Source organism: Rhodoplanes azumiensis, from assembly GCF_042682915.1.
GTDB lineage: Bacteria > Pseudomonadota > Alphaproteobacteria > Rhizobiales > Xanthobacteraceae > Rhodoplanes > Rhodoplanes azumiensis.
In genome coordinates this window covers 329,032-354,194 of the sequence record NZ_JBHUIW010000001.1, presented here as the reverse complement: position 1 = coordinate 354,194, position 25,163 = coordinate 329,032, and the positions used below count along the sequence as shown (strand labels likewise).

At 70.5% G+C, this 25,163-nt stretch carries 20 protein-coding genes and 1 pseudogene; 15 read left to right on the top strand and 6 right to left on the bottom strand.

Annotated features, from left to right (window positions below; translation table 11 throughout):
- Window positions 1-19: 19 nt before the first annotated feature.
- On the bottom strand, window positions 20-622 hold the full coding sequence (locus ACFSOX_RS01655) for a DNA-3-methyladenine glycosylase (RefSeq protein WP_378476045.1): 603 nt from the start codon (window positions 620-622) through the stop codon (window positions 20-22).
- A gap of 335 nt (window positions 623-957) precedes the next feature.
- On the opposite strand from ACFSOX_RS01655, the gene ilvD reads away from it, so the two are divergent.
- Both ilvD and ACFSOX_RS01645 read left to right on the top strand, forming a co-directional pair.
- Window positions 958-2,682 carry a dihydroxy-acid dehydratase gene (ilvD, locus tag ACFSOX_RS01650; RefSeq protein WP_378476044.1) on the top strand — a complete coding sequence of 575 codons (1,725 nt, stop codon included), beginning with the start codon at window positions 958-960 and terminating at the stop codon, window positions 2,680-2,682.
- Window positions 2,669-3,595, top strand: coding sequence for a tetratricopeptide repeat protein (locus ACFSOX_RS01645; RefSeq protein ID WP_378476043.1), 927 nt, complete (start codon window positions 2,669-2,671; stop codon window positions 3,593-3,595). Before ilvD ends, ACFSOX_RS01645 begins: the two co-directional genes overlap by 14 nt.
- 8 nt (window positions 3,596-3,603) lie before the next feature.
- On the opposite strand, the gene ACFSOX_RS01640 is transcribed toward ACFSOX_RS01645, so the two are convergent.
- From ACFSOX_RS01640 to xth, 3 genes are all read right to left on the bottom strand, one after another.
- A complete protein-coding gene (locus tag ACFSOX_RS01640; RefSeq protein WP_378476042.1) occupies window positions 3,604-4,017 on the bottom strand; it encodes a type II toxin-antitoxin system VapC family toxin in 414 nt (137 codons plus the stop codon).
- Window positions 4,014-4,262 (bottom strand): FitA-like ribbon-helix-helix domain-containing protein, encoded by a 249-nt coding sequence (locus ACFSOX_RS01635; RefSeq protein ID WP_378476041.1) that lies wholly within the window; start codon window positions 4,260-4,262, stop codon window positions 4,014-4,016. The genes ACFSOX_RS01640 and ACFSOX_RS01635 overlap by 4 nt, the downstream gene beginning before the upstream one ends.
- 103 nt (window positions 4,263-4,365) lie before the next feature.
- Window positions 4,366-5,160: an exodeoxyribonuclease III gene (xth, locus tag ACFSOX_RS01630; RefSeq protein WP_378476040.1), complete on the bottom strand. Its 795-nt coding sequence runs from the start codon at window positions 5,158-5,160 to the stop codon at window positions 4,366-4,368.
- A 315-nt stretch (window positions 5,161-5,475) separates the two neighbouring features.
- Between xth and ACFSOX_RS01625 the strand changes: the two genes are divergently transcribed.
- From ACFSOX_RS01625 to ACFSOX_RS01610, 4 genes are all read left to right on the top strand, one after another.
- Window positions 5,476-6,624: an efflux RND transporter periplasmic adaptor subunit gene (locus tag ACFSOX_RS01625; protein ID WP_378476039.1), complete on the top strand. Its 1,149-nt coding sequence runs from the start codon at window positions 5,476-5,478 to the stop codon at window positions 6,622-6,624.
- Window positions 6,625-6,798: 174 nt separating this feature from the next.
- Entirely contained in the window at window positions 6,799-9,993 is a 3,195-nt protein-coding gene (locus ACFSOX_RS01620) for an efflux RND transporter permease subunit (protein ID WP_378476038.1), read from the top strand.
- Window positions 9,994-10,088: 95 nt separating this feature from the next.
- Window positions 10,089-11,129, top strand: a complete 1,041-nt coding sequence (locus tag ACFSOX_RS01615; protein WP_378476037.1) for a Bug family tripartite tricarboxylate transporter substrate binding protein — start codon at window positions 10,089-10,091, stop codon at window positions 11,127-11,129.
- 224 nt (window positions 11,130-11,353) lie between these two features.
- Window positions 11,354-12,586, top strand: a complete 1,233-nt coding sequence (locus ACFSOX_RS01610; protein ID WP_378476036.1) for a sensor domain-containing diguanylate cyclase — start codon at window positions 11,354-11,356, stop codon at window positions 12,584-12,586.
- 16 nt (window positions 12,587-12,602) lie between these two features.
- Here the strand turns inward: ACFSOX_RS01610 and ACFSOX_RS01605 are convergent, their stop codons facing one another.
- Together ACFSOX_RS01605 and erpA are read right to left on the bottom strand one after the other, a co-directional pair.
- The gene (locus ACFSOX_RS01605; protein WP_378476035.1) at window positions 12,603-13,613 is read right to left on the bottom strand and encodes a Bug family tripartite tricarboxylate transporter substrate binding protein; all 1,011 of its coding nucleotides are present in this window, start codon (window positions 13,611-13,613) and stop codon (window positions 12,603-12,605) included.
- A 217-nt stretch (window positions 13,614-13,830) separates the two neighbouring features.
- Window positions 13,831-14,187, bottom strand: coding sequence for an iron-sulfur cluster insertion protein ErpA (erpA, locus tag ACFSOX_RS01600; protein ID WP_378476034.1), 357 nt, complete (start codon window positions 14,185-14,187; stop codon window positions 13,831-13,833).
- A gap of 101 nt (window positions 14,188-14,288) precedes the next feature.
- Here erpA and ACFSOX_RS01595 point away from each other — a divergent pair, with 101 nt between their 5' ends.
- The 9 genes and pseudogenes from ACFSOX_RS01595 (at window position 14,289) to tatC (ending at window position 25,156) form a co-directional block, all read left to right on the top strand.
- On the top strand, window positions 14,289-15,506 hold the full coding sequence (locus ACFSOX_RS01595; protein ID WP_378476033.1) for a deoxyguanosinetriphosphate triphosphohydrolase: 1,218 nt from the start codon (window positions 14,289-14,291) through the stop codon (window positions 15,504-15,506).
- Between the two features lie 37 nt (window positions 15,507-15,543).
- A complete protein-coding gene (argS, locus tag ACFSOX_RS01590) occupies window positions 15,544-17,349 on the top strand; it encodes an arginine--tRNA ligase (protein WP_378476032.1) in 1,806 nt (601 codons plus the stop codon).
- An 82-nt stretch (window positions 17,350-17,431) separates the two neighbouring features.
- Window positions 17,432-19,177 (top strand): SPOR domain-containing protein, encoded by a 1,746-nt coding sequence (locus ACFSOX_RS01585; RefSeq protein WP_378476031.1) that lies wholly within the window; start codon window positions 17,432-17,434, stop codon window positions 19,175-19,177.
- A gap of 389 nt (window positions 19,178-19,566) precedes the next feature.
- On the top strand, window positions 19,567-20,577 hold the full coding sequence (nagZ, locus tag ACFSOX_RS01580) for a beta-N-acetylhexosaminidase (RefSeq protein WP_378476030.1): 1,011 nt from the start codon (window positions 19,567-19,569) through the stop codon (window positions 20,575-20,577).
- Window positions 20,578-20,832: 255 nt separating this feature from the next.
- A pseudogene (locus ACFSOX_RS01575) lies at window positions 20,833-21,582 on the top strand (segregation and condensation protein A); the annotation flags it as partial.
- A gap of 211 nt (window positions 21,583-21,793) precedes the next feature.
- Entirely contained in the window at window positions 21,794-22,990 is a 1,197-nt protein-coding gene (gene scpB / locus ACFSOX_RS01570; protein WP_378476029.1) for an SMC-Scp complex subunit ScpB, read from the top strand.
- Window positions 22,991-23,328: 338 nt separating this feature from the next.
- Window positions 23,329-23,589, top strand: a complete 261-nt coding sequence (locus ACFSOX_RS01565; protein WP_378476028.1) for a twin-arginine translocase TatA/TatE family subunit — start codon at window positions 23,329-23,331, stop codon at window positions 23,587-23,589.
- Window positions 23,590-23,777: 188 nt separating this feature from the next.
- Window positions 23,778-24,338: a Sec-independent protein translocase protein TatB gene (gene tatB, locus ACFSOX_RS01560; RefSeq protein ID WP_378476027.1), complete on the top strand. Its 561-nt coding sequence runs from the start codon at window positions 23,778-23,780 to the stop codon at window positions 24,336-24,338.
- A complete protein-coding gene (gene tatC, locus ACFSOX_RS01555; RefSeq protein WP_378476026.1) occupies window positions 24,335-25,156 on the top strand; it encodes a twin-arginine translocase subunit TatC in 822 nt (273 codons plus the stop codon). Before tatB ends, tatC begins: the two co-directional genes overlap by 4 nt.
- Window positions 25,157-25,163 lie beyond the last annotated feature (7 nt).

Genomic DNA, 25,163 nt, shown 5'->3' with positions numbered 1-25,163 from the left:
CGCGGCCGGCGGCGGGCCGTCACGCTCCACGAAACGGCTTGCTGAGGAACGGCGAGCCCTTCAGCCCGTAGCGCCACGGCCGGTCGGCCGCCTTGGTGATGCCGATGCGCGGGCCGGCGACGATCTCGGGCGTGCCCCGGCGGGCCAGCAGCACGAAGGGCGGGGCGTCGAGCGGCGCCCCGTCCAGCGCCCGCGTGATGCCGAGCGCCTCGCACAGGCGCCCCGGCCCGGCGCACAGCAGGCGGTCGTCGGCGACGCCACGGCGCGCCCGCATGGTCTCGATCCCCTCGGTCGGAGCGATCGCCCGGATCAGCACCGCGCTCGCCGAGCCTTCCGGCTCGCACACCGCGTTCACGCACCAGTGGATGCCGTAGGATCGATAGACATAGGCATGCCCCGGCGGGCCGAACATCACGGCGTTGCGCGCCGTGCGGCCGATGTAGCTGTGCGCCGCCGGGTCCGTGTGGTGATAGGCCTCGACCTCGACGATCACGCCGCCGACGCCGTCGACGAGCAGCGTCGCGCCGATCAGGTCGGGCGCCACGCGATGGACGCTGCGATCGAAGAAGCCACGATCGAGCCGCGTCGGCGCGCGGCGAAGAGGCTCGGCGGTCCGCGTCATGGTGAACGAAAGCTCGACGAAATCGGTGGTTTCGGCACGTGCGCCTTGACGGTCCGTCGACCGGTTCCGTGCAGAGTGGAGACGGGACGACGGGCTCTGCCGGTACAGCGAGACGACGACAACGACGCGCGCTCCGCAAGCCGTTTGTGCGTCCGTGACCACAGCGTGTGTCGCTGCAGCAACAGGGGATCAACATTTCCGTGACCGGGCGTGTGTCAAGGCCAAACGCCTATTTTCCGCCACACGCCTCCATGATTTCGAATGGGTCCAGATCGCTGAACTCGGTGCACGAACGTGCCGGTCGCTCGCGGTCTCGACCGGGGACACGACGCGCGATGGACGTTCGGACGGACCTCAAGAGCAGGCTGCCCAGCCGGCACGTGACCGAAGGTTCCGCGCGCGCGCCGCATCGGTCCTACTATTACGCCATGGGCCTCACCAAGCAGCAGATCCATCAGCCCTTCGTCGGCGTGGCCAGCTGCTGGAACGAGGCGGCCCCGTGCAATATCGCGCTGATGCGCCAGGCCCAGGCGGTGAAGAAGGGCGTCGCGGCGAACGGCGGCACGCCGCGCGAGTTCTGCACCATCACGGTGACGGACGGCATCGCCATGGGCCACGAGGGCATGAAGTCCTCGCTGCCGTCCCGCGAGGTGATCGCCGACTCGGTCGAGCTGACCATGCGGGGCCACGCCTACGACGCGCTGGTCGGGCTCGCCGGCTGCGACAAGTCGCTCCCCGGCATGATGATGGCGATGTGCCGGCTGAACGTGCCGTCGATCTTCATCTACGGCGGCTCGATCCTGCCCGGTAGCTTCAGGGGCCGGCCCGTCACGGTCCAGGACGTCTTCGAGGCGGTCGGCCGGCACTCGGTCGGCGACCTCTCCGACGGCGACCTCGACGAGCTCGAGCAGGTCGCGTGCCCGTCGGCCGGCGCCTGCGGGGCGCAGTTCACGGCCAACACCATGGCGACCGTCTCCGAGGCGATCGGCCTGGCGCTGCCGTACTCGGCCGGCGCGCCGGCGCCTTACGAGATCCGCGACCGCTTCTGCATGACGGCCGGCGAGCAGATCGTCGAGCTGATCCGCCGCAACATCCGGCCGCGCGACATCGTCACCCGCGAGGCGTTGGAGAACGCCGCCGCGGCCGTCGCCGCCACCGGGGGCTCGACCAACGCGGCCCTGCATCTGCCGGCGATCGCCAACGAGTGCGGCATCACCTTCGACCTGTTCGACGTCGCCGCGGTGTTCAAGCGCACCCCCTACATCGCCGACCTGAAGCCGGGCGGCCGCTACGTCGCCAAGGATCTGTTCGAGGTCGGCGGCGTCCCGCTGATCCTGAAGACGCTGCTCGACCACGGCTTCCTGCACGGCGACTGCATGACCGTGACGGGCCGCACCATGGCCCAGAACCTCGCCGCGGTGGCTTGGAACAAGGCCCAGGACGTCGTCCTGCCGGCCAATCGTCCGTTGCTGCCGACCGGCGGCGTCGTCGGACTGAAGGGCAACCTCGCCCCGGACGGCGCGATCGTGAAGATCGCCGGCCTGGAGAGCCTCACCTTCACCGGCCCGGCGCGCTGCTTCGACGGCGAGGAGGCCTGCTTCGAGGCGGTGAAGAAGCGGCGCTACAAGGAGGGCGACGTCCTCGTCATCCGCCACGAGGGTCCGCAAGGCGGTCCCGGCATGCGCGAGATGCTGGCCACCACGGCGGCCCTCTACGGGCAGGGCACCGGTGGCAAGGTGGCGCTGATCACCGACGGCCGCTTCTCCGGCGCCACCCGCGGCTTCTGCGTCGGCCATGTCGGGCCGGAGGCGGCGGTCGGCGGGCCGATCGGCCTTCTGCGCGACGGCGACATCATCGAGATCGACGCCGAGGCCGGCACCCTGAACGTGAAGCTCTCCAAGGCCGAGCTCGATGCCCGCCGGGCCGAGTTCAAGCCGAAGCGGACGACGGCGACGTCGGGTTACTTGTGGAAATACGCCCAGCAGGTGGGATCGGCGCGAACCGGCGCCGTCACGCATCCGGGCGCCGTAGCCGAGAAGAAGTGCTATGCGGACGTCTAGGCGGATCGGCATTCTGGTCGCAGTCGGCTTGGCCCTCGGGCTGGGCAGCGCGGTCGCGTTCGATGCCTCGCGCGGCCCGGTGGGGCCGGTGACCCCGGTCGGGCCGGTCGGGCCCGTGCAGGTGGCGCCGGCCGTCAGCATCGACCTGTTTCCCCGCGGTGCCGCCATTCTGGCGCCTGGCACGCTGCAGGCCGCCCCGACGCTGCGCAACCTCACCCCGGTCGAGGCGTTCCGCTCGGGCGCCCAGGCGTTGCGCGCCGGCGACACCAAGAACGGCCTGTCGTCGCTCGAATACGCGGCCGCCAGCGGCCACCCGATCGCCCAGTGGAAGCTCGGCCGGATGTATGCCGAGGGCGACGGCGTCAAGCAGGACGACGTGCGCGCCTTCGAGTATTTCCGCGAGGTCGCCGACGCCTATGCGGACGAGAGCCCCGGCACGCCGCGCGCCCGCTTCGTCGCCAACGCCTTCGTGGCGCTCGGCAACTACTATCTCGACGGCATCCCGAACTCGGTCGTGAAGTCCGATCCGGACCGCGCCCGCGAGATGTTCACCTACGCGGCCTCCTATTTCGGCGACCCGGACGCCCAGTATCACCTCGGCCGCATGTATCTCGAAGGATACGGCGGCGTGAAGGACGCCCGCCAAGCGGCCCGGTGGCTGCAGCTCGCCGCCAACAAGGGCCAGTACCAGGCCCAGGCGATGCTCGGCGCCATGCTGTTCAAGGGCGAGGCGGTGCCGCGCCAGGGCGCCAAGGGCCTGATGTGGTTGACGCTCGCCCGCGACGCCGCGACCCCGCAGGAGGCGTGGATCACCGACCTGCACGCCGCCGCCTTCAAGACCGCCACCGAGGCGGAGCGGGCCAAGGCGCTCGCCCATCTCGAGCACTGGCTGCGCGGCGGGCGGAAGGAGTAGGGGCGGGGTCAGGTCGTCGGCAGGAAGAGCGAGGCGTACCGGGTCGGCTTGCAGACACGCCGAAGCCGCTCGTCGAAGCTGACCAGCTTGGCTTTCCTCTGCTCGGCCAGAGCCACGTAGAAGCAGTCGTAGATCGAATGCCCGAGCCTGATGGCGATCGACAACGCTCGCTCGGTCAGCGCGGAGCAGGGGATCAGCTCGTCGAAACCCGACGGTGCCGTAGCGAGCATCTCCTGGGCCAAACCCGCATCGAGCCCTTCGAACTTCCAGAGCTTCCAGACCACGCTCGCGATCTCGGCGATGACGAGGTCGGGCGCGATCAGGCGATTCTCACCGTTGCCGAGGATGCGGTCGGCGTCGTCGGAGCGCGCAAGTCGAAGCAGCCGATGCGCCGCGATGCTCGCATCGACGACCAGGATCACGCCAAGTCCTCGTCGCGCCCCGATCGGACCAGTGCCTCGACATCGACATGGCGGAGGTCGGGCAATTTCTCGCGAAGGCGCCGCGTGTGCTCGAGCCTTTCCTCGGGAGACCACGGTGCTTCCGGCGCTGCCGCGGCGAGTACCTCGCGCAGCTCCTGCTCGAGCGAGCGGCCGTTGAGCGCGGCGCGGCGCTCGAGGCGCGCGATGACGGCATCGTCGAGGTTGCGGATCCGGATCTCGCCCATTGCGTCCCCCGGTTGCGTGGCCGGGTTAATATAGCAGATCGGAGGTGCCGACGGATGCAAGCACTCCACGGCGCTGGCGACCCGCGGGGCGCCGCCTCCCCCCTCATGCCGCCTCGAGCGCGAGGTCGCACCACACGGGCACGTGGTCGGAAGGCTTGTCCCAGCCGCGCACGTGCTTGTCGATGCCGGCGGCGGAGAGGCGGTCGGCTGCCTGCGGCGACAGCAGCAGATGATCGATTCGCAGGCCGAGATTCTTCTGCCAGCAGCCGGCCTGGTAGTCCCAGAATGTATACAACCCTGGTGCGTCGGAGCCGGCCCGGATCGCGTCGGTGAAGCCGAGCGCCTTCAGGGCCGAGAACTTGTCGCGCGTCTGCGGCAGGAACAGCGCGTCACCGGCCCACGCCTCCGGATTGGGGACGTCGATCGCGGTCGGCAGGACGTTGTAGTCGCCGGCCATCACGAACGGCTCCTCGAGCGACAGCCGGTCGCGCGCATAGGCGGCGAGCCGGTCCATCCAGCGCAGCTTGTAGGGGTATTTTTCCGTGCCCACCGGATTGCCGTTGGGCAGGTAGAGGCAGGCGACCCGAACCACGCCGCCTCCGCCGGTCGAGACGACGCCTTCGATGAAGCGGGCGTGGTCGTCGTCGGGATCGCCCGGCAGGCCCGGCGTCACCTCGTCGAACGGCCGGCGTGACAGCAGCGCGACACCGTTGAACGTCTTCTGGCCGTGCACCGCGACGTTCCAGCCGGCGGCCTCGATGGGCTCGCGTGGAAACGCGTCGTCGACGCACTTGATCTCCTGCAGGCAGACGATGTCGGGCTGCCGTTCCTGTAGCCAGGACAGCAGATGATCGAGCCGCTGCTTCACCGAGTTCACGTTCCACGTCGCGATCCGCATCGTTTTCTCCTGCGTCCCGCACTTGCGATACAAGGCGCGCCGGCCCGATTACAATTTCGCAATCTTCATACCGGATGGCTGCTTCGATTTTTGCGGTATGCTAATTGCTCGTCGGTGACAATGCCGACGCCGCCGGCCACTCGTTCGAGGCACCCCCTTGGCCCCGTCACGGACCGCGCTCGTCTTCATCGAGACGTCGATCGTCGGACCGATGTTCGACGGCGGGGTGATCATCGCGGCGTCGTCGCGGCGCAACACGATCCGGCACGGCGGACGGCGGCCGTGTCGCACGGCAACTGAACAGACGGGCAGACCATGATCCGACGTCGGGCGCTCTGGGTTGTGGTGGGTGTGCTCGCACTCGCGGGCAGTGCCTTCGCCGTGCAGCGGCTCGGCGCCGAGAAGTCGGCGAGCCAGACGGCGCGCGCTGCCGCCGGGCCGCGGGCCGTCGCGGTCGAGACCGCGGTGTCGGTCCGCAAGAAGAGCCCCGTGACGGTCGAGGCGCTCGGCTCGGTGACGCCGCTCGCCAGCGTCGCTGTGCGCACCCGCATCGACAGCGAGATCGTCGGCATCCATTTCGAGGACGGCGCCGTGGTGAAGAAGGGCGACCTCCTGGTCACGCTCGACAGCCGCGCCCTCGAAGCCCAGATCCGGCAGGCGGAGGCGCAGCTCGCCCGCGACAAGGCCCAGCTCGAAGGCGCCGAGCGCGACCTGCGGCGCTACACCGAGCTGGTCGCCCGCGCCGCCACGCCGCAGACCAATCTCGACAACGCCAAGACCCAGGCCGACGTCTACCGGGCCGCGATCCTTGCGAGCCAGGCCACCATCGACCACCTCAAGGTGCAGCTCGGCTTCACCACGATCCGGGCGCCGATCTCCGGCCGCACGAGCCAGGCGAACGTGAAGATCGGCAACCAAGTGCGCACCGCCGACCTGACGCCGATCGCGACCATCAACCAGACCGCGCCCGTCTACGTCTCCTTCACGGTGCCGCAGCGCCTGCTGCCGCAGATCCGCTCCGCGCTGACCAACGAGGACGCCGTCGTCGAGGCCGTCATCCCGGGCGAGACGCGGCGCGCCCGCGGCCAGATCGCCATGATCGAGAACGCGGTGGACGCGGCGACCGGCATGGCGACGATCCGGGCGACGATGCCCAACGCCGACGAGCTGCTGTGGCCCGGGACGCTGGTCACGGCGCGCCTCACGCTGCGCGTCGAGGACGCCGTGACGGTGCCGTCGACCGCCGTGCAGGTCAGCCAGCAGGGCAGCTTCGTCTACGTGGTGAAGGACGGCGTCGCCAAGGTGCAGCCCGTCACGGTGCTGCGCGCGAGCGGCCCCGAGACGGTCGTCGAGACCGGCTTGTCGGGCGGCGAGGCGGTGGTGACGGCCGGCCATCTCCAGCTCACCGACGGCGCCCGCGTCACGGTGCGGGGCGAGCAACCGCCCCGCAAGGCCGGAGCGTGATCGTGCCGGCCACGGTGGAGATGTAGGGTGGGCAAAGCGAAGCGTGCCCACCGCGCCGGCTCGCCGGCACCACGAAGAGCGCCGCGGGCTCGACCGCGTGGGCACGGCGCGCCGAGCGCGCGCCTTTGCCCACCCTACGCGCCGCGCGCCGAAACGAGGTAGGAGACGGCCGCCGTGACGATCTCGGAGACCTGCATCCGCCGCCCGGTGCTGACGACGCTGATCACCGCGTCGATGATCGTGTTCGGCATCTTCGCCTATCGGCTCCTGGCGGTCGCGGCGCTGCCGACCGTCGACTATCCGACCATCGCCATCACGGCGACGCTGCCGGGCGCCAGCCCCGAGACCATGGCGGCCTCGGTCGCCTCGCCGATCGAGCGCCAGCTCTCGACCATCTCGGGCATCTCGTCGATGACCTCGATGTCGTCGCTCGGGACGACGCAGATCACCATCCAGTTCGATCTCGGCCGTGACATCGACGGCGCCGCGCTCGACGTGCAGACGGCGCTCTCGGTGGCCCAACGGCGGCTGCCGATCGAAATGACGACGCCGCCGAGCTTCCGCAAGGTCAATCCCGGCGACTTCCCGATCCTCTACATCAGCCTCGTCTCGTCGACGCTGCCGCTCTCCACCGTCAACGACTACGGCGAGATCACGCTCGCCCAGCAGATCTCGCAGATCCCGGGCGTCGCCCAGGTTCTGGTCTACGGCGCGCAGCGTTTCGCCGTGCGGGTGCAGGTCGACCCGGTCGCCGCGGCGGCCCGCAACATCTCGCTGGAAGACATCCGCAACGTCGTCGCCAAGACGAACTCCAACACGCCGGTCGGCACCATCTCGGGAACCGACCGGAACGTGACGCTGACCGCGACCGCCGCGATGACCAAGGCGGCCGATTACCAAAAGGTCGTCGTCGCGTTCCGCAACGGCACGCCGGTCAAGCTGGAGGATGTGGCGCGCGTCGTCGACTCGGTCGAGAACGACCGCATCGCGAGCTACTTCAACAACGAGCGCGCGATCGTGCTGGCCATCCAGCGCCAGCCCGCCGCCAACACGGTGGCCGTGGTCGACGCGGTGCGCGAGCGGTTGCCCGGCTACCGGGCGCAGATCCCGGCGGCGATCCGCATGGAGGTGCTGAACGACCGCTCGGTCTCGATCCGCGAGGCCGTCTACGACGTTCAAGAGACGCTGGCGATCGCCATCGGCCTCGTCGTGCTCGTGATCTTCCTGTTCCTGCGCACCTTGCCGGCCACCGTCATCCCGGCGCTGGCGGTGCCGATCTCGCTGATCGGCACCTTCGCGGTGATGTACGCGCTCGGCTTCTCGATCAACAACATGACCATGCTGGCCCTGACCCTGTCGGTCGGCTTCGTGGTCGACGACGCGATCGTCATGCTCGAGAACATCGTGCGCCACATCGAGGGCGGCATGCGGCCGTTCGAGGCGGCCCTGAAAGGCGCCCGCGAGATCGGCTTCACCATCGTGTCGATCACGTTCTCGCTGATCGCCGTGTTCATCCCGGTGCTGCTGATGGGCGGCCTCGTCGGCCGCGTGTTCCGCGAGTTCGCCGTCACCATCGCGGTGGCGATCCTGATTTCCGGCTTCGTCTCGCTGACGCTGACTCCGATGCTGTGCGCCCGCGTGCTGCGCGGTCATCACGGCGGTGAGCAGAAGCCGAACCCGGTGCTGCGGCTGTTCGAGCGGGCCTTCGAGGGCATGCTGCGCGCCTACGAGGCGACGCTCGACCTCGTGCTGCGCCACAAGCCGCTGGTGCTGGCCGCGACCGCCGCCACCATGATCGGCACGGTCTGGCTCTACATCGTCATCCCCAAGGGCTTCTTCCCGATCGAGGACACCGGCTTCATCGCGGCGACCGTGGAAGGCCCCGCCGACATCTCGTTCAAGGCGATGACCGAGCGCCAGCGCAAGATCGCCGAGATCGTCCGCGCCGATCCGGCCGTCGCCTACGTCAACTCGACCGTGGGGGTCGGCGGCCCCAACCCGACGCCGAACTACGGCCGCATGTTCATCGCGCTCAAGCCGAAGAAGGAGCGCGGCGAGAACGCCACCGCCGTGATCCAGCGGTTGCGCCGCGAGACCGGCAAGGTCGTCGGCATGGCGACCTATTTCCAGAACGTCCAGAACATCAACATCACGGGCCGCATCTCCAAGAGCGAGTATCAGTACACGCTGCAGTCGAGCGACACGGCCGAGCTGTATCGGATCGCACCGGAGCTGCGCGAGAAGATCGCGGCGCTGCCGGGGCTGCGCGACGTCACCACGGATCTCTACATCTCCAACCCGCAGATGACGGTCGAGATCGACCGCGAGCGCGCCGCCTTCTACGGCATCTCGGTCGATCAGGTCCGGCAGGAGCTGTTCAACGCCTTCGGCACCCGCCAGGTCGCGACCATCTACACGCCGTCCAACGACTATCAGGTGATCCTCGAAAGCCTGCCCGAGTTCCAGGCCGATCCGTCCGGGCTCGAGCGCATCTTCCTCAAGACCAACGTCAGCGGAGCGACCGGCAACACGCTCACGCCCGGCGGCGGCGTCACCGGCAACACCGCGGCGAACGGCCCGTCGATCCCGCTCTCGGCCGTCACCCGCATCGTCCCGACCGTCGGCCCGCTGCAGGTCAACCACCAGGGCCAGCAGCCGGCCGTGACGATCTCGTTCAATCTCATGCCCGGCCTCTCGCTCGGCCAAGCTGTCGACGCGATCCGCGAGATCGAGCGCGAATCGAACTTGCCGGCCTCGATCGCCACCGGCTTCCAGGGCTCGGCCCAAGTGTTCCAGGAGTCGCTGCGCGGGCAGGGCGTCCTGGTGCTCGCCGCCGTGTTCGCCGCCTATGTGGTGCTCGGCATCCTGTACGAGAGCTTCATCCATCCGATCACCATCATCTCGGGCCTGCCGTCGGCCGGCGTCGGCGCGCTCTTGATCCTGATGGCGTTCGACATGGAATTGTCGGTGATCGCCATGATCGGCATCGTCATGCTGGTCGGCATCGTCAAGAAGAACGCCATCATGATGATCGACTTCGCGATCGAGCGGCGGCGCGTCGGGCTCGGCGCCGAGGCGGCGATGCGGGAAGCCTGTTTGTTGCGCTTCCGGCCGATCATGATGACCACCTTCGCGGCGATCTTCGGCGCGCTGCCGATCGCGCTCGGCACCGGCGCGGGCGCCGAGCTGCGCCAGCCGCTCGGCGTCGCCGTGGTCGGCGGGTTGATCTTCTCGCAGCTCCTCACGCTCTACATCACGCCGGTGATCTACATCTATCTCGACAAGGTCGATCGCCGCCTGAAGAAGCGTCTGGAGCCGCAGGTCGCATCTGTGCGCGAGGGCGAGCGCGCCCCGGTCGCGGCCGAGTAGGGCGGGCGGGGCAGGGAGCCGCGGCGGGCGCTGCGGCTCTCGGTTGGCACGCGAGTTGCCCGTTCGGAGTCCAAACCGGACCCGGAAGGACGACCATGACACTGCCTCGCTTCGCCCCCGCTTTCGCACGTTCCTTCGTGCCTGCCGTGATCGGCCTCGTCGCCGCGACGGCGACGCTCGCGCCGTTGCCGGCTGCCGCCGAGACCCCGGCCGTGGCCCCGGCCGTGGCCCCGGCCGTGTCTTGGCCGACCAAGCCGGTGCGTGTGGTGATCCCGTTCGGCGCCGGCAGCGCCACCGACGTGGTGCCGCGCGTCGTGCTGGAGCAGCTCTCCGCCCGCATGGGCCAGACTTTCGTGGTCGAGAACCGCGGCGGCGCCGGCGGCACGCTCGGCTCGGCCGCGGTCGCCAAGGCCGAGCCCGACGGCTACACGCTCCTCGCCAACTCCTCGGCCCACACCATCACCCCGGCGCTCTATCCGAACCTCGGCTACGACGTGACCCGGGACTTCGTCGCGCTCGGCGTCATCGGCAGCGTGCCCAATGTGCTCATCGTCGCGCCGTCGTCGGGACTGAACACGGTGCAGGACTTCGTCGCCGCGGCCAAGGCGAAGCCCGGGGAGTTCACCTTCGCCTCGGTCGGCATCGGCTCGGCCGTGCATCTCTCGGCCGAGCGGTTCCGGGCGAGCGCCGGTTACGAGGCGGTCCACATCCCGTTCAAGGGCGGCGCCGAGGCGCTCACCGAGGTGATCGCCGGCCGCGTCACCTACTATTTCTGCCCGATCTCGACGGCGCTGCCGCACATCAGGGCCGGCCGCCTGAAGGCGCTCGCGGTGTCGAGCCCGACGCGCGCCGCCGCGCTCCCCGACGTGCCGACCACGCTCGAAGCCGGCTTCCCGAACTCCGACTACACGGTGTGGATCGGGTTCTTCGCCCCGGCGAAGACGAACCCCGCGATCGTCACGACCTTCCATCGCGAGCTCACGGCGGCGCTCGAAAGCCCGGTCCTGAAGGCGAGGCTCACCGACATCGGCGTCGAGCCGCTGCCCGTCACCCCGGCCGAGTTCGAGACGCGCGTCAAGGAAGAGGTCGGCACCTACGCGGCCTTCGCCAAGTCGATCGGCATGAAGATCAATTGAGGTCGGAGCGGCCGCGATGTGCCTCCGCGGAGGAGGCGCCGCGGCTGCCGTGGCGGCGTGTTCGGCCCGGATTCAGACTGTGCGACAAGAGGAATCCACCGTCTGGGATTAGTCCATCAGGCGTAATTCTTCCTTAAGATTTGTCATCGACGGTAGTGCCATCAGACCTTCTCTCTTGCCGCTCGCCGACGTGTCCGCCGCCATTCATGGCCAGGATCTGTCCGATGCACGCCGAGACGACCCTCGCCGGCCCGATCCAGACCCAAGCCGCGGTGTATGCAGCGGCGTGGGTGCGGCAGCTTCGGCGCGGACGCCCGGTTCCCAAGCTGCTGCCCGAGGTCACTGGAGCGCTGGCGTCGCTGGCCCGCGAGCTCGATCTGCTCGCCGACCAGATCGGCCGGCGCGAGCGCGAGTTCGAACGGCTGTTCGACCTCGTCCACTCGGTCGACCAGGGGGTCGGCCTCGACGACGTGCTCAACCGCATCTTCGACTGGTTCGTCGACATCATTCCCTACCACCGCATCGGCTGCGCCTTCGTCTCGACGGACGGCGCTCACCTCACGGCCCATTGGGCGCGTTCGGTGCTCGGCGAGGTGCAGATCTCGGCCGGCTACTCGCAGCCGCTCGCCGGCTCGAGCCTCGGCGCGGTCCTGGCCCGGGGCGAGCCGCGCATCATCAACGATCTCGAGCAGTATCTGGCGGACCATCCGGACTCGGACTCGACGCGTCGGATCGTCCGTGAAGGTGGCCGGTCCAGCTTCACCTGTCCGCTCATCGTCGGCGAGCGCCCGATCGGCGTCCTGTTCTTCACCAGCCGGGAGAAGGAAACCTATCGCGAAGTCCACCAGGCGATCTTTCGTCAGATCGCCGCGCAGGTGTCGATCGTCATCGAGAAGAGCCGCCTTTATCAGGACATCGTCGATCATAATCGGCGCCTGCAGGAGGAGCGTGGTCGGCTCGCCGAGAAGGCGATCCGCGATCCGCTCACCGGCGCGCTCAATCGCGGCGCCATCATGGATCGCCTCGCCGATGCGTTGCGCACCGCCGCCGGACGCGGCGACATGGTCGGCATCGTCATGGCCGACATCGATCGCTTCAAGTCGATCAACGACCAGTGCGGCCATGCCGCCGGTGATGCCGCGCTGATCGAGTTCACCCGCCGGACGGCGGCGGCGCTGCGGGACGACGACTTGATCGGCCGCTACGGTGGCGAGGAGTTCCTGCTGGTGCTGCCCGGGATCGGAGCGGAGGCGGTCCGCGCCGTGGCCGAGCGCCTGCGCCGGACCGTCGCGGCGACCCCGTTCGACCTCGGCGGTGTGATGCGCACCGTGACGGCGAGCTTCGGCGTGGTCGCGGCGAGGGCGGACGATGGCCCGGCGGCCGCGCTGGTGGCGGCCGCGGACCGCGCCCTCTACGTCGCCAAGAACAGCGGCCGCGACAAGGTCGTGGCCGGCTGAGCGCCGGCGTCCTGCGTCACCGCGGCAGCGCGTCGATGCGCAACGCCCCGGGGGCGATCAGCAGCGCCGTCCATTTGGCGACGTCGGCGTCGATGTAGCGGGCGAATGCCGTGGGCGAGGTAGGCTGCGGCGTCGTGCCGAGCGCCGCCAGACGGTCGCGAAGGTCGGGGCGTCGGAGCAGGGTGCCGACATCGTCCGCGATGCGCGCGACGAGCGCATCCGGCGTGCCGCGCGGGGCGAGCAACCCGAACCAGCCGACCGACTCGAAGCCCGGCAGGCCGGATTCGGCGATCGTCGGGATCGCCGGGAACGTCGGCGAGCGCGTCCGGCCGGTCGTCGCCACGGCGAGCAGGCGGCCGTCCTCCACGGTGTCGCGGATGGTCGGGGGCGGCGCGAACAGGAGGTCGAGCCGGCCGTCCAGCAGCTCCTGCATGGCGGCGCCGGTGCCGAGCAGCGGGACATGCTCGAGCAGCACGCCCGCCTGCTGCTGGAAGAGAACCCCGGTGAGATGCGAGGCGGCGCCCGATCCGGACGAGCCGTAGCGTAAGGGGAAGCCGGCGACCTCGCGGTCGCGGGCGAGGCGGATCAGCGATCGGACCGTGGTGGCCCGCACGCCGGGGTGCAGCGTGAGCACATAGGGCGGGGCGGCGACCAGCGCGATCGGGGCGAAATGATCGGTGACGCGGAACTCGGACACGAGCCCACCGTCGACACCGCTCGCGGCCGCCATCAGGGTTCCGGTCGATCCCATCAGCAGCGTGCGGCCGTCGGCCGGCGACCGCCGCACGGTGCGGGCCGCAACTCCGCCGGCCGCGCCGGGGATGTTCTCGCTGACGACGCTGCGCCGCCAGAGATCGGCGAGCCGGCCGGCGAGCAGCCGCGCCAGGATGTCGGAGCCGCCGCCGGCGACCGCCGGCACGATGATCCGCACCGGCCCGGCCGGCAGCTCGTCGGCACGACCGGGCGCCACGGCGACGGCGGTCGCTGCCCCGATCAGGGCCGAGCAAACGCGGCGCCGGTCCAGCATGGCGGAGTCTGAGGTTAAGGCGCGTCGAAACCGGCGCGCCGTGGCTGATGACGATGGGTTACGGAGGGAGTCGCCAACATCTGGTAAAGCGGCAGCGTTGAAGAGGGCGCTGCGGGCGCACGGCAGCGCTGCGAGGCCTGCAGTGGCGCGGCGGTGGCTGGCGAAAGAACGGTGTCGGCCGGTGGTCGGCGCCGCGAGGCGGCGCGTGCGCCGGCGGTCAGATCGAGAAGCTCGTCCCGCAGCCGCAGGAGGCGGCGGCGACCGGGTTCTTGATCTTGAAGGCGGCGCCGATCAGGTCGTCGACATAGTCGATCTGGGCGCCGGCCATGTACTGTTGCGACACCGGATCGATCAGCACGGTGGCGCCGTCGCGGGCCAGCACGAGGTCGTCCTCCGCCTTCTCGCGGTCGAGATCGAACTTGTACTGGAAGCCGGAGCAGCCGCCGCCTTCGACACTGACCCGCAGCATCGCACCGGCCGGCTCGGATGCGAGAATCTCGCCGATGCGCCGGACGGCGCTGTCGGTCAGGGTGATGTCCGCGAGCGTCACGTCGGTGGACACGGCATCGGTCATCGGGAAGCCCTTCGCAGTTGACGGAAATTGCGGGGTCCGGCCCAAAAAAGGTAAGTGCTGCCCCGGCACGGGTCAATGTGCCGCGAGCGGGGAAGGCCGTCATGGCGGTTCAGGATGCATGCGCGCGGGCGCGGTTCGCGGCCGACGCCAAAGCGGGCCGGGGACGGCTCCATCCGGAGCCGCCGAGCCCGGGCCGCAGCGATTTCCGGCGCGACTGCGACCGGGTGATCCACTCGACCGCCTTCCGGCGCCTCGCCCACAAGACGCAGGTGTTCGTCTATCACGAGGGAGATCACTTCCGCACCCGGCTCACCCATACGCTCGAGGTGACCCAGGTGGCGCGCTCGATCGCCCGCCAGCTCGGCCTCGACGAGGATCTCGCCGAGGCCTGCGCGCTCGCCCACGACCTCGGCCATCCGCCGTTCGGCCATGCCGGCGAGCGGGCGCTCGACCGTTGCCTCGCCGCGCATGGCGGCTTCGACCACAACGCCCAGACCCTCGCCGTCGTGACGCGGCTGGAGCGCCGCTACCCGGCCTTCGACGGACTCAACCTGACGTGGGAGACGCTGGAGGGTCTGGTGAAGCACAACGGCCCGCTGGTCGGCCCGCGAGTCCGCCGAAAGCCGGGGGACGACGTGTGTGCCGCAGCATCGGAACTGCCGTCGGTGATTCGCGCCTATGATGCGCTGCACGATCTCGATCTGGCGAGCTTTCCCAGCCTCGAAGCCCAGGTCGGCGCCATCGCGGACGATATCGCTTACGATGCCCACGACATCGACGACGGCTTGCGGGCCGGCCTGTTCACGCTCGACGAGCTGTCCCGGGTCGAATGTGTTGCGCACATCGTGGGAGACATTTGTGCGGAGCACAAGAACATCGACCCCGCCCGTCTCGTCCACGAGCTGGTTCGCCGCATCATCACGGTGATGATCGTCGACGTGATCACCGAGACGCGGTTGCGCGTCGCGGCGCTCGATCCGACCTCGGTGGCGGAGGTCCGCGCCGCCGAATCACCGCTGGTTGCATTCTCGGCTCCCATGGCGGCCGCCGACAAGGCCATAAAGGCCTTCCTGTGGACCCACATGTACCGGCATCCCCGCGTCATGCAGGTGATGACGGCGGCCGAGGGCGTGCTGGCCGACCTGTTCGGCCGCTACGTCGCCGACCCCGACCTCCTGCCGGCCGAGTGGCGCCACGACCTGCCGGACGAGCCAGGAGCGCGGGCGCGCCGGATCGCCGACTTCATCGCCGGGATGACCGATCGTTACGCGATCGCCGAGCATCGCCGGCTTTTTGACTCGACCCCGCAATTGCGTTAGGCCGCGGCCCGCAGCTCCGCCCCGGGACAGAACCAAAATGCTTGATAGGACGAAAGAAACCAGCCACGTCTTCGCCGCCGTCCTGGCCCGGGTGCAGGCGGCGCTCGACGCCCTCGTCGCGAAGGGCGCGCTGCCGGCCGGGCTCGATCGCGGCCGCGTGCTGGTCGAGCCGCCCCGCGATGCGAGCCACGGCGACCTCGCCACCAATGCCGCCATGGTGCTGGCCAAGGACGCCGGGCAGAAGCCGCGCGATCTCGCCGAGGCGATCGCCGAACAGCTCCGGGGCGACGATTGGGTCCAGTCGGTCGACGTCGCCGGTCCCGGCTTCATCAACATGACGCTGAAGCCCCAGGTCTGGCGCGCCGCGCTCAAGGCGGTCCTGTTGGCCGGCGCCGACTACGCGCGCGGCGTCCCGGGCGGGGCGCCCGTCAATGTCGAGTACGTCTCGGCCAATCCGACCGGCCCGATGCATGTCGGCCACTGCCGCGGCGCCGTGTTCGGCGACGCGCTCGCCAACCTGCTCGAATTCGTCGGACGGCGGGTGACGCGCGAGTACTACATCAACGACGCCGGCGCCCAGGTCGACGTGCTCGGCCGCTCGGCCTATCTGCGCTACCTGGAGGCGCTCGGCGACGAGATCGGAACCATCCCGGACGGCCTCTATCCGGGCGACTATCTGGTGCCGGTCGGCCAGGCGCTGGCACGCCGGTTCGGGGCGGACCTCAAGGACAAGCCCGAGGCCGAGTGGCTGCCGGTGGTCCGCAAGACCGCGATCGACATGATGATGGCGATGATCCGCGACGATCTCGCCGCCCTCAACGTCCGCCACGACGTGTTCTTTTCGGAGCGATCGCTGATCGAGGGCGCGACCGACCAGGTCGGCGCCACCATCGCGGCGCTGCGGGCCGAGGGGAAGGTCTACGAGGGCCGGCTGCCGCCCCCCAAGGGGGCGCCGCCCGAGGACTGGGAGGATCGCGAGCAGACGCTGTTCCGGGCGACCGACTTCGGCGACGACATCGACCGGCCGCTGAAGAAGTCGGACGGCTCTTACACCTACTTCGCGTCCGACATCGCCTATCACAAGAACAAGGTGCAGCGCGGCTTCGACGACCTCATCGATGTGTGGGGCGCCGACCACGGCGGCTACATCAAGCGCATGCAGGCGGCCGTCAAGGCGGTGAGCAAGGGCCGCGCCGCGCTGGACGTCAAGATCGTTCAGCTCGTGAAGCTGTTGCGGGCCGGGCAGCCGGTCAAGATGTCGAAGCGGGCCGGGGACTTCGTGACGCTTCGTGAAGTCGTGGACGAGGTCGGCAAGGACGCCGTCCGCTTCATGATGCTGTACCGCAAGAACGACGCCGTGCTCGATTTCGATCTCGCCAAGGTGATCGAGCAGTCGCGCGACAACCCGGTCTTCTACGTCCAGTACGGCCACGCCCGCGGCCGCTCGATCTTCCGCAACGCCCGCGACACGCTGCCCGACATGCCGGAGGACTGGAAGGGGCCGGCGGCGCTGACGCTGTGGCTCGCCGGCGCGCCGCTCGACCGGCTCGACGATCCCGGCGAGATCGCGCTGATGCGCAGCATCGCCCAGTTCCCGCGGCTCGTGGAGGCGGCGGCGGCGGCGCACGAGCCACACCGAATCGCCTTCTACCTGTACGATCTGGCGAGCGACTTCCACGCCCAGTACACGCGCGGTGGCAAGGACTCGCCACATTTACGGTTCATTATCCAGGATGATCCAACACTGACGTCGGCCCGTCTCGCGCTCGTTCAAGGTGTGATCACGGTGCTCTCCGTGGGGCTAGGTCTGCTCGGGGTCGAAGCGCCTGACGAGATGCGGTGACCCTCGCCGGCGCGCACGGATTGCGGTGATCCGGCCGCGTCCGCAGTGAAAGAGTGGCGCCGCGACCGGTGAGCTTTCTGGCATGGCGGAAGACCGATATCGGCGAACCGACGGTCCTGGCGCGACGGCTGCCCGTGCGGCTCCGCGCACCGATCCCGCGACCGATCCACTGGTCGAGCTGGCTCGGCTGATCGGCCAGAACGAGCCCGTCGCCTACGAGCCGTCGAGCCGCATGTCGCGCATGCGCGACGGGATCACGCGGGACGGCGCCCCCGATCGGTTGACCCGGGACGGCGTCGAGAGCCGCATCGAGCGCGGCCCCGCGCCGTCGTTCCGTCGTAGCGAGCCGATCGCATCGGTCGCCGTCGAGCCGCCGCAGCCCGATCCGGTGCCCTACGAGCCGGGCTATCCGGAGCCGCGCTTCGGCCGGTCGCCCTCCGATTACGCCCGCGGCGGCGGCGAGCCGCGTTATGCCGATCCGTCGCTCGACGCCGACGCCCGCCATCCCGACCAGCGCTACAGCGGCTACACCGAGCCGCCGCCGCCGCGTGCGGCGGCCGCCGATCCGCGCCGCGGCGATCCGCCGGCCTGGCTGACCGCCCGCGCCGAGGTTCCGCCGGAGCCGCGGGCCGCCGACACCGGGTGGCGCGCGCCGCGATCACGCGATGCGGCCCCGCCGCCGGCACCGTCCGTGCCGGCCGCCGAGCCGGCCTGGGACGCCGGCTATGCCGATCCGCACGGCCGCCCCCGCGACGCCGGCTACGCGGCGGCCGAGCCGATGTTCACGGGTCAGCCGGAGCCGCTCGCGATGACCCGCGAGGACGCGCTGGAGTACGACCCGCGCTACGCCCCGGCCGCCGACGGTGCCTTCGAGGCCGGCGAGACCTACGACCCGGCTCGCGACCCGGCTCGCGACCCGACCCGTGATCACGACTATTACGGCGCGGCCTATGACGGCCGCTACGCGGCCGAGGACGACGCACGCGCCGAGCCGCCGTCGCGCCGCCGCGGCTTCATGGTCGCCGCCGCCATCCTGGCGGTCGCCGTGGTCGGCACCGCCGGCGCCTATGGCTGGCGCAGCATGAAGGGCGGCCCGTCGGAGGCCGGCGGCCCGCCGGTGGTCCGGGCCGACACCTCGCCCAAGAAGATCGCCTCGGCGGTCCAGGGCGGCGACAAGCAGATCTACGAGCGCGTCGGCGGCGGTCAGAACGAGCGGCTGGTGCCGCGCGAGGAGCAGCCCGTCGCGGTCCGCGACATGTCGGGCGACGCGACGTCCAACCTGCCGCCGCAGGTCAGCGCCCCGGCGACCGTGCCGTCGGCCTCGCCCGGCGACCCCAAGCGCATTCGCACCGTGACGATCCGGCCGGAGAGCGAGGCCAACCAAGGCCGGCCGCCGGCCGCCACCCCGGTGGCGCCGGCCCGTCCGGCCGCCGCGGCGCCGGCCGCGCCGGCTCAACCGCGCCCGGCCGCTCCGGCCGGCAACGCGCCGATGGCGATCACGCCGCAGGCCGCACCCGCCGCGCCGGCGCCCGCCGCCCGCACCGCGATGACGACGCCGGCCCCGACCGCCCTCGAAAGCGGCGGCTACGTCGTCCAGCTCTCCGCCCAGAAGACGCCCGAGGAGGCGCGCGCCTCGTTCCGGGCCATGCAGTCGAAGTATCCGTCGGTGCTGTCCGACCGTCAGGTTCTGGTGAAGAAGAAGGATCTCGGCGCAAAGGGCATCTACTACGGCAGCCAGGTCGGCCCGTTCACCACCCGCGAGGCGGCCATCCAGCTCTGCGAGAACCTCAAGGCCGCCGGCGGCAATTGCTTGGTGCAGAAGAACTGACCGGATTCGGAACGACGGCTCTCTCTGTCGCCCAGAGGTGCCCGGCAAAGCCGGGCTTGGTTGGCACGTCTTCGAGTTGGTCGAAGCGTGTCCTCCGTCGTGCTCCGCGCCGGCGGAGCACCCAGTACACCGCAGCGTCCGACCGAACGATCGAACGCCGGTGGATACCGGGTCATCCGCATGCGCGGATGACGACCATCGAGACGCGGTACCAGGGTGCGATCCAGCAGCGAGCAGGGGCGAGCCCGGCCAGGACAGGCAGGGTCGCCGCGCCAGACGACGCGCAAACTGTGCGGTGCCGTAAGGGTGCCCGCCTCGCCGGGGGATAACTGCGTCCGGGCGGCCCGGGCGCTTTGACCTCGGCGCTCGGGACTCGGATAAACGGCGGCATGACGGCTCGTGCGTTCATCACCGGGGTGTCCGGCCTGCGCCTGACCGACGCCGAGCGGCAGTTTCTCCGCACGGCGCGGCCGTTCGGGCTGATCCTGTTCAAGCGGAACATCGATACACCCGCGCAGGTGGTTGCGCTGGTTGATGAATTCCGCGAGGCGGTCGGCGCCGAGGCGGCCGTGCTGGTCGACCAGGAGGGCGGCCGGGTGCAGCGCCTCGGCCCGCCGCACTGGCCGGCCTATCCGGCCGGCGGCTGGTACGGCGCCCTTCACGCTCGCGATCCGCAGGCCGGGCTCGCCGCCGCGCGGCTCGGCGCCCGGCTGATCGCCGCCGACCTTGTCGCCCTCGGCATCACGGTCGACTGCCTGCCGGTCGGCGACGTGCCGGCTCCGGAGGGCGACCCGGTGATCGGGGACCGTGCCTACGGGACGACGCCCGCGACCGTCGCGGCGCTCGCCGCCGCCGCCGCCGAGGGGCTGATGGCGGGCGGGGTGCTCCCCGTGGTCAAACACATGCCCGGCCACGGGCGGGCCGCTTGCGACAGCCACAAGGCGCTCCCCCGCGTCTCGGCCGACCGCGCGACCCTGGAGGCCATCGACGTCGCCGCCTTCCGGCCGCTCGCCGCGCTGCCGTTCGGCATGACGGCGCATGTCGTCTACATGGCGCTCGATCCGGATCGTCCCGCGACCCTGTCGCCGACCGTGATCGGCGAGGTGATTCGCGGCGCGATCGGCTTTTCCGGGGCGCTGATGACCGACGACCTCTCCATGGGGGCGCTGTCCGGCAGCCTCGCCGAGCGGACCCGGGCGGCGCTTTCGGCGGGCTGCGACCTGGCCTTGCATTGCAACGGCAATCTCGTGGAGATGGAGCAGGTTGCGGCCGAGAGTCCGGGCCTCTCCGGGGCGGCGGCGGGGCGTTGCGCCGCGGCGCTCGCGGCCCGGCGTTCGCCCGATCCGATCGACCTCGCCGAGGCGCGGGCCGCCTTTTCCCGTATGATCGCCGCTTCCTGAACCGCTGGATGACCTGAGGGCATGACCGAGCAATCCGGCCAAGACGACACCGGCCCCGACACCGGCCCCGACGACGGCCCGACCGGCGGCATCGAGCCGACCGGCCCCGCCATGGCGCCGTCCGCGGCGGACGAGTCCGCGCCGGACGAGTCCGCGGCGGGCGCGGCAGCGGCGGCCGAGGCGGTGGACGGTGCCGCTGCGACCGCGGCCGAGACGCCGGCCGCCGGCGAGACGCCGGCCCAGTATCCGCCCGAGGTGGTCGAGGCCGACCGGGCGGCCGACGAGCCGGCCCTGATCGTCGACGTCGAGGGCTTCGAAGGCCCGCTCGACCTCCTGCTTGCGCTCGCCCGCCAGCAGAAGGTCGATCTGCACAAGATCTCCATCCTGGCGCTCGCCGAGCAGTACCTCGCCTTCATCGAGGAGGCACGCAAGCTCAGGCTCGAGCTCGCCGCCGACTATCTCGTGATGGCGGCCTGGCTCGCCTATCTGAAGTCGCGCCTATTGCTGCCCGTCGGCACCAACGAGCCGGAAGGGGTGACCGCCTCGGACATGGCGGCCGCCCTGGCGCTGCGGCTGAAGCGGCTCGAGGCGATCCGTGACGCCGCGGCGAAGCTGATGGCCCGCCCGCAGCTCGGCCGCGAGGTGTTCGGCCGCGGCGATCCGGAGCCGATCGAGGAGATCAGGCGGCCCGAATGGTCGGCGACGCTCTACGATCTCCTCTCGGCCTATGCGAGCCAGCGGCAGCGCCAGGCGCTGTCGCATGTGCGCATGAAGAAGCGCAACGTCTGGTCGCTCGCCGACGCCCGCTCGATTCTTCAGCGCCTGCTCGGCACCGTCGGCTCCGACGACTGGAGCGTGCTGGACGGCTACCTGGTGTCCTACGCGGTCGAGCCGTCGATGCGCTCGACCGTCTACGCCTCCAGCCTCGCCGCGCTCCTGGAGCTGGTGCGCGAGGGCGTCATGGACGTCCATCAGCCGACCGCATTCGCGCCCATCTATATCCGCAAGCACGTGGGGGCCGCCGAGATGGCCGACGAAGTCGTCGCCGACGTGGCGGTCGGCTTGGCTGCCGAAGTGACCGTCGGGGAACCGACCCGACGAGACGACGACTCGCCGCCGCCGCCGTCCGCGGCGAGCGAGCCGGTCCAGTGACGAGGGGATGCCCGAGATGAGCCGCGACGGATGGCGGATTGCGAAACTGGCCGAAGAGGCGACCATGATCCCCGAGAACGAGGCCGGCCGCGGGGAGGTCCGGAAGCGCCGTGGCCGCAAGGCCGAGACGGCGCGTGACGCCGCCGCGCCGGCTGCGGTCGAGGCGGTGGCCGAGGACACCGTGGCCGAGGACAGGGTGTCCGAGGACGCTGTCGCCGAGGTGGGGGCTGCCGACGAGCTCGCCGTCGGTCCGTCGGTCACGGCCGAGTCCACCGAGGGGCTCGCCGAGGCCACCGACGAGACGAGCGACGAGACGAGCGAGGAGACGATCGAAAACACTGTCGTCGACGCCGTCGTCGTGGCGGAGCCCGAGGTGACGGTCGAGACCGCGGCCGAGACGCAGGCCGTGCCCGAGGTCGACGACGCCGCGCTGGCGGCGGTCGCGCCGACCGAGGAGGGGGCGGCGCAGGGCCCGGAGGCTCGCCCCGACGAGCTGCGCCTTCTGGAGGCGCTCCTGTTCGCGGCGTCGGAGCCCGTCGAGGAGAAGGCGCTGGCGAAGCGCCTGCCGGCCGGCACCGACGTGAAGGGCGGCCTCAAGCGGCTGCAGCTCGAATACGCGCCGCGCGGCGTCAACCTGGTGCGCATCGGCACCAAATGGGCGTTCCGCACGGCGAACGATCTCGCCTGGCTGCTCACCCACGAGGCCGGCGAGCCGAAGAAGCTGTCGCGCGCTGCCGTGGAGACCTTGGCAATCATTGCGTATCATCAGCCGGTGACCCGCGCCGAGATCGAGGAGATCCGGGGCGTCGCGGTCGCCAAGGGCACCATCGACGTGCTCCTGGAGACCGACTGGATCCGGCCACGCGGCCGCCGCAAGGCGCCCGGCCGCCCGCTCACCTACGGAACGACCGATCATTTCCTCTCGCATTTCGGCCTGGAGCAGCTCGGCGACTTGCCGGGTCTCGACGAGCTGAAGGGGGCGGGGCTGTTCGACGGTCAGCTCCCGTCGGGCTTCGGCGTGCCGAACCCCTCCGACGACCCGGCGCTGCGCGAGGACGAGGATCCGATCGATTCGATCGAGCTCGACCTCGGCCTCGCCCCCCGCGCCGAGGACGCCCCGGCCGGCGAGAGTTTTGGCGAGGGCAGCGAAGAGGCGGCCGGCGAGACGGCCGGCGATGACGCGACCGAGGCCGAGACCGAGGCGCACCGCGAAGACGAGCCTCGCGAGCCCGAGGCGCGCGACGAGGAAGCGAGCGACTGAGGCGAGGCGGCCCCTTCGTTACCTCTCCCCGGCGGGGAGAGGTCGGACCGCGCAGCGGTCCCGGTGAGGGGGTGCCGAGGCATCCATGGGCGCCGTAAACCCTCACCCCGGTGCGCGCTGAAGCGCGCCCCGACCCTCTCCCTCAGGGAGAGGGTTTGCGCGGAGCCGCCTGTACTCGTTCCGAGACGAGCATCCGCTCCCGAAGCGCATCAACCCTCTTCACCGGCGTGCGCAATCGACGCGCGGGCGGTCCTTGTCTTCGTCGGGTCGACCGCCTAGGTTCACGACAAAACCGAAGGCGAGCCCGGACCGCGGCCCGTCGGTTGGAGGGTAACCCGATGGGTTCAATGAGCATCTGGCACTGGATCATCGTCCTCGGCGTCGTGCTGCTGCTGTTCGGGCGCGGCAAGATTTCCGAGATGATGGGCGACGTCGCGCAGGGCATCAAAGCCTTCAAGAAGGGCATGGCCGAGGACGACACCGCCAAGGCCGAGCCGGTCAAGCCCGCCGAGCCGGTCAAGACCATCGATCACCAGCCGACCACGGCGCCTTCGCAGTCCGTCCAGCAGCCGCAGGCCGAGACCCACAAGGCCGGCTGATGCCGGCCCGCCGGACCCGCCGTCCCGCAGCGACCGCGGCGCAGTGACGAACGTCGGACGCGCGGTCCCGCCGGGGACCGCTTGAACCCGTCCCCGATCTGCGGCACACCGCTTCGCGTCGCGCCGGCGGACGACCGGCCATTGCGGGGGCCGCACCGCCAGGGGCGGGCGGCACCCTCGGAGCCACGATGTTCGATATCGGGTGGAGCGAGCTCCTGCTCATCGGCGTGGTCGCGCTGATCGCGATCGGCCCGAAGGAGCTGCCGGGCGTGCTGCGCGCCGTCGGCCAATGGACCGGGAAGATGCGCCGCATGGCGGCCGAGTTCCAGGGCCAGTTCCAGGAGGCGCTGCGCGAGGCCGAGATGGCCGACCTGAAGAAGCAGGTCGACGAGCTCAACGACGCGGCCCGCAGCCTCGCCACCTACGACCCGCTCGCCGAGACGGCGAAATCGATCTCGGCCCCCACCCCGATCACGCCCGAGACGTCCACGCCTGAAGCACCCACGCCGGCCGTGACGGCCGCGCTGCCGGCACCCGAGGGTGTCGCGCCGGCCGTCCCGGCCGAAGCGCCCGTCACCGAGGCGTCCGTGTCGGCGCCGAGCACCGAGCCGGTCTCCGGCACCGCCGCCGTGGCCGCCGCCACCGCGCCGGCCGAGGTGCCGCCGGCCCCGACGCCAGCCCCGACTCCGGCTCCTGCACGGGCCGAGACGGTGGGCGAGGCCGCGCCGACCAAGGACCGCCCGGCATGACCCACGAGGACATCGAGGCGACCAAGGCGCCGTTGATGGACCACCTGATCGAGCTGCGGTCGCGGCTCATCAAGTCGCTCGTCGCCTTCGCGATCATGTTCATCCTCTGCTTCGCCTTCGCCAAGCAGATCTACAATGTGTTGGTGTGGCCCTTCGTGTGGGTCGCGGGGCCGGAGAACTCCAAGTTCATCTACACGGCGCTCTTGGAGTACTTCGTCACCCAGCTCAAGCTCGCCATGTTCGGCGCCGTCTTCCTCGCCTTCCCGGTGATCGCGACGCAGATCTACATGTTCGTCGCGCCCGGCCTCTACCGGCACGAGCGCAACGCCTTCCTGCCCTACCTCGTGGCGACCCCGATCTTCTTCCTGCTCGGCGCCATGGTGGTCTATTTCCTCGTGATGCCGATGCTGGTGCGCTTCTCGCTCGGCATGCAGCAGCTCGGCGGCGGGCAGACGGCCGACATCGCGCTCCTGCCAAAGGTCGGCGAGTATCTGGGCCTGATGATGAGCCTGGTGCTCGCCTTCGGGGTGGCGTTCCAGCTTCCCGTGATCCTAACGCTGCTCGGCCGCATCGGCATCGTCGATTCGGCGATGCTCAAGTCCAAGCGCCGCTACTTCATCGTCGGCGCCTTCGTGATCGCCGCCGTGCTGACCCCGCCCGACGTGATCTCCCAGCTCTCGCTCGCCGTCCCGCTGATGATCCTCTACGAGGCCGCGATCTACTCGGTCCGTTTCGTCGAGACCAAGGCGAAGGACGAGGCCGCGAAGGCCGCGGCCGACGCGGGCCCCCCGCCGGCGGCTTCGACCCCGATGGGATGAACGGCTC

What these genes read in the sequence shown, in the direction of transcription:
- ACFSOX_RS01655 (WP_378476045.1), bottom strand. Translation starts at nt 622, where the DNA reads ATGACGCGGACCGCCGAGCCTCTTCGCCGCGCGCCGACGCGGCTCGAT.
- ilvD (WP_378476044.1), top strand. Translation starts at nt 958, where the DNA reads ATGGACGTTCGGACGGACCTCAAGAGCAGGCTGCCCAGCCGGCACGTG.
- ACFSOX_RS01645 (WP_378476043.1), top strand. Translation starts at nt 2,669, where the DNA reads ATGCGGACGTCTAGGCGGATCGGCATTCTGGTCGCAGTCGGCTTGGCC.
- ACFSOX_RS01635 (WP_378476041.1), bottom strand. Translation starts at nt 4,262, where the DNA reads ATGGGCGAGATCCGGATCCGCAACCTCGACGATGCCGTCATCGCGCGC.
- xth (WP_378476040.1), bottom strand. Translation starts at nt 5,160, where the DNA reads ATGCGGATCGCGACGTGGAACGTGAACTCGGTGAAGCAGCGGCTCGAT.
- ACFSOX_RS01625 (WP_378476039.1), top strand. Translation starts at nt 5,476, where the DNA reads ATGATCCGACGTCGGGCGCTCTGGGTTGTGGTGGGTGTGCTCGCACTC.
- ACFSOX_RS01615 (WP_378476037.1), top strand. Translation starts at nt 10,089, where the DNA reads ATGACACTGCCTCGCTTCGCCCCCGCTTTCGCACGTTCCTTCGTGCCT.
- ACFSOX_RS01610 (WP_378476036.1), top strand. Translation starts at nt 11,354, where the DNA reads ATGCACGCCGAGACGACCCTCGCCGGCCCGATCCAGACCCAAGCCGCG.
- ACFSOX_RS01605 (WP_378476035.1), bottom strand. Translation starts at nt 13,613, where the DNA reads ATGCTGGACCGGCGCCGCGTTTGCTCGGCCCTGATCGGGGCAGCGACC.
- erpA (WP_378476034.1), bottom strand. Translation starts at nt 14,187, where the DNA reads ATGACCGATGCCGTGTCCACCGACGTGACGCTCGCGGACATCACCCTG.
- ACFSOX_RS01595 (WP_378476033.1), top strand. Translation starts at nt 14,289, where the DNA reads ATGGCGGTTCAGGATGCATGCGCGCGGGCGCGGTTCGCGGCCGACGCC.
- argS (WP_378476032.1), top strand. Translation starts at nt 15,544, where the DNA reads ATGCTTGATAGGACGAAAGAAACCAGCCACGTCTTCGCCGCCGTCCTG.
- ACFSOX_RS01585 (WP_378476031.1), top strand. Translation starts at nt 17,432, where the DNA reads ATGGCGGAAGACCGATATCGGCGAACCGACGGTCCTGGCGCGACGGCT.
- nagZ (WP_378476030.1), top strand. Translation starts at nt 19,567, where the DNA reads ATGACGGCTCGTGCGTTCATCACCGGGGTGTCCGGCCTGCGCCTGACC.
- scpB (WP_378476029.1), top strand. Translation starts at nt 21,794, where the DNA reads ATGATCCCCGAGAACGAGGCCGGCCGCGGGGAGGTCCGGAAGCGCCGT.
- ACFSOX_RS01565 (WP_378476028.1), top strand. Translation starts at nt 23,329, where the DNA reads ATGGGTTCAATGAGCATCTGGCACTGGATCATCGTCCTCGGCGTCGTG.
- tatB (WP_378476027.1), top strand. Translation starts at nt 23,778, where the DNA reads ATGTTCGATATCGGGTGGAGCGAGCTCCTGCTCATCGGCGTGGTCGCG.
- tatC (WP_378476026.1), top strand. Translation starts at nt 24,335, where the DNA reads ATGACCCACGAGGACATCGAGGCGACCAAGGCGCCGTTGATGGACCAC.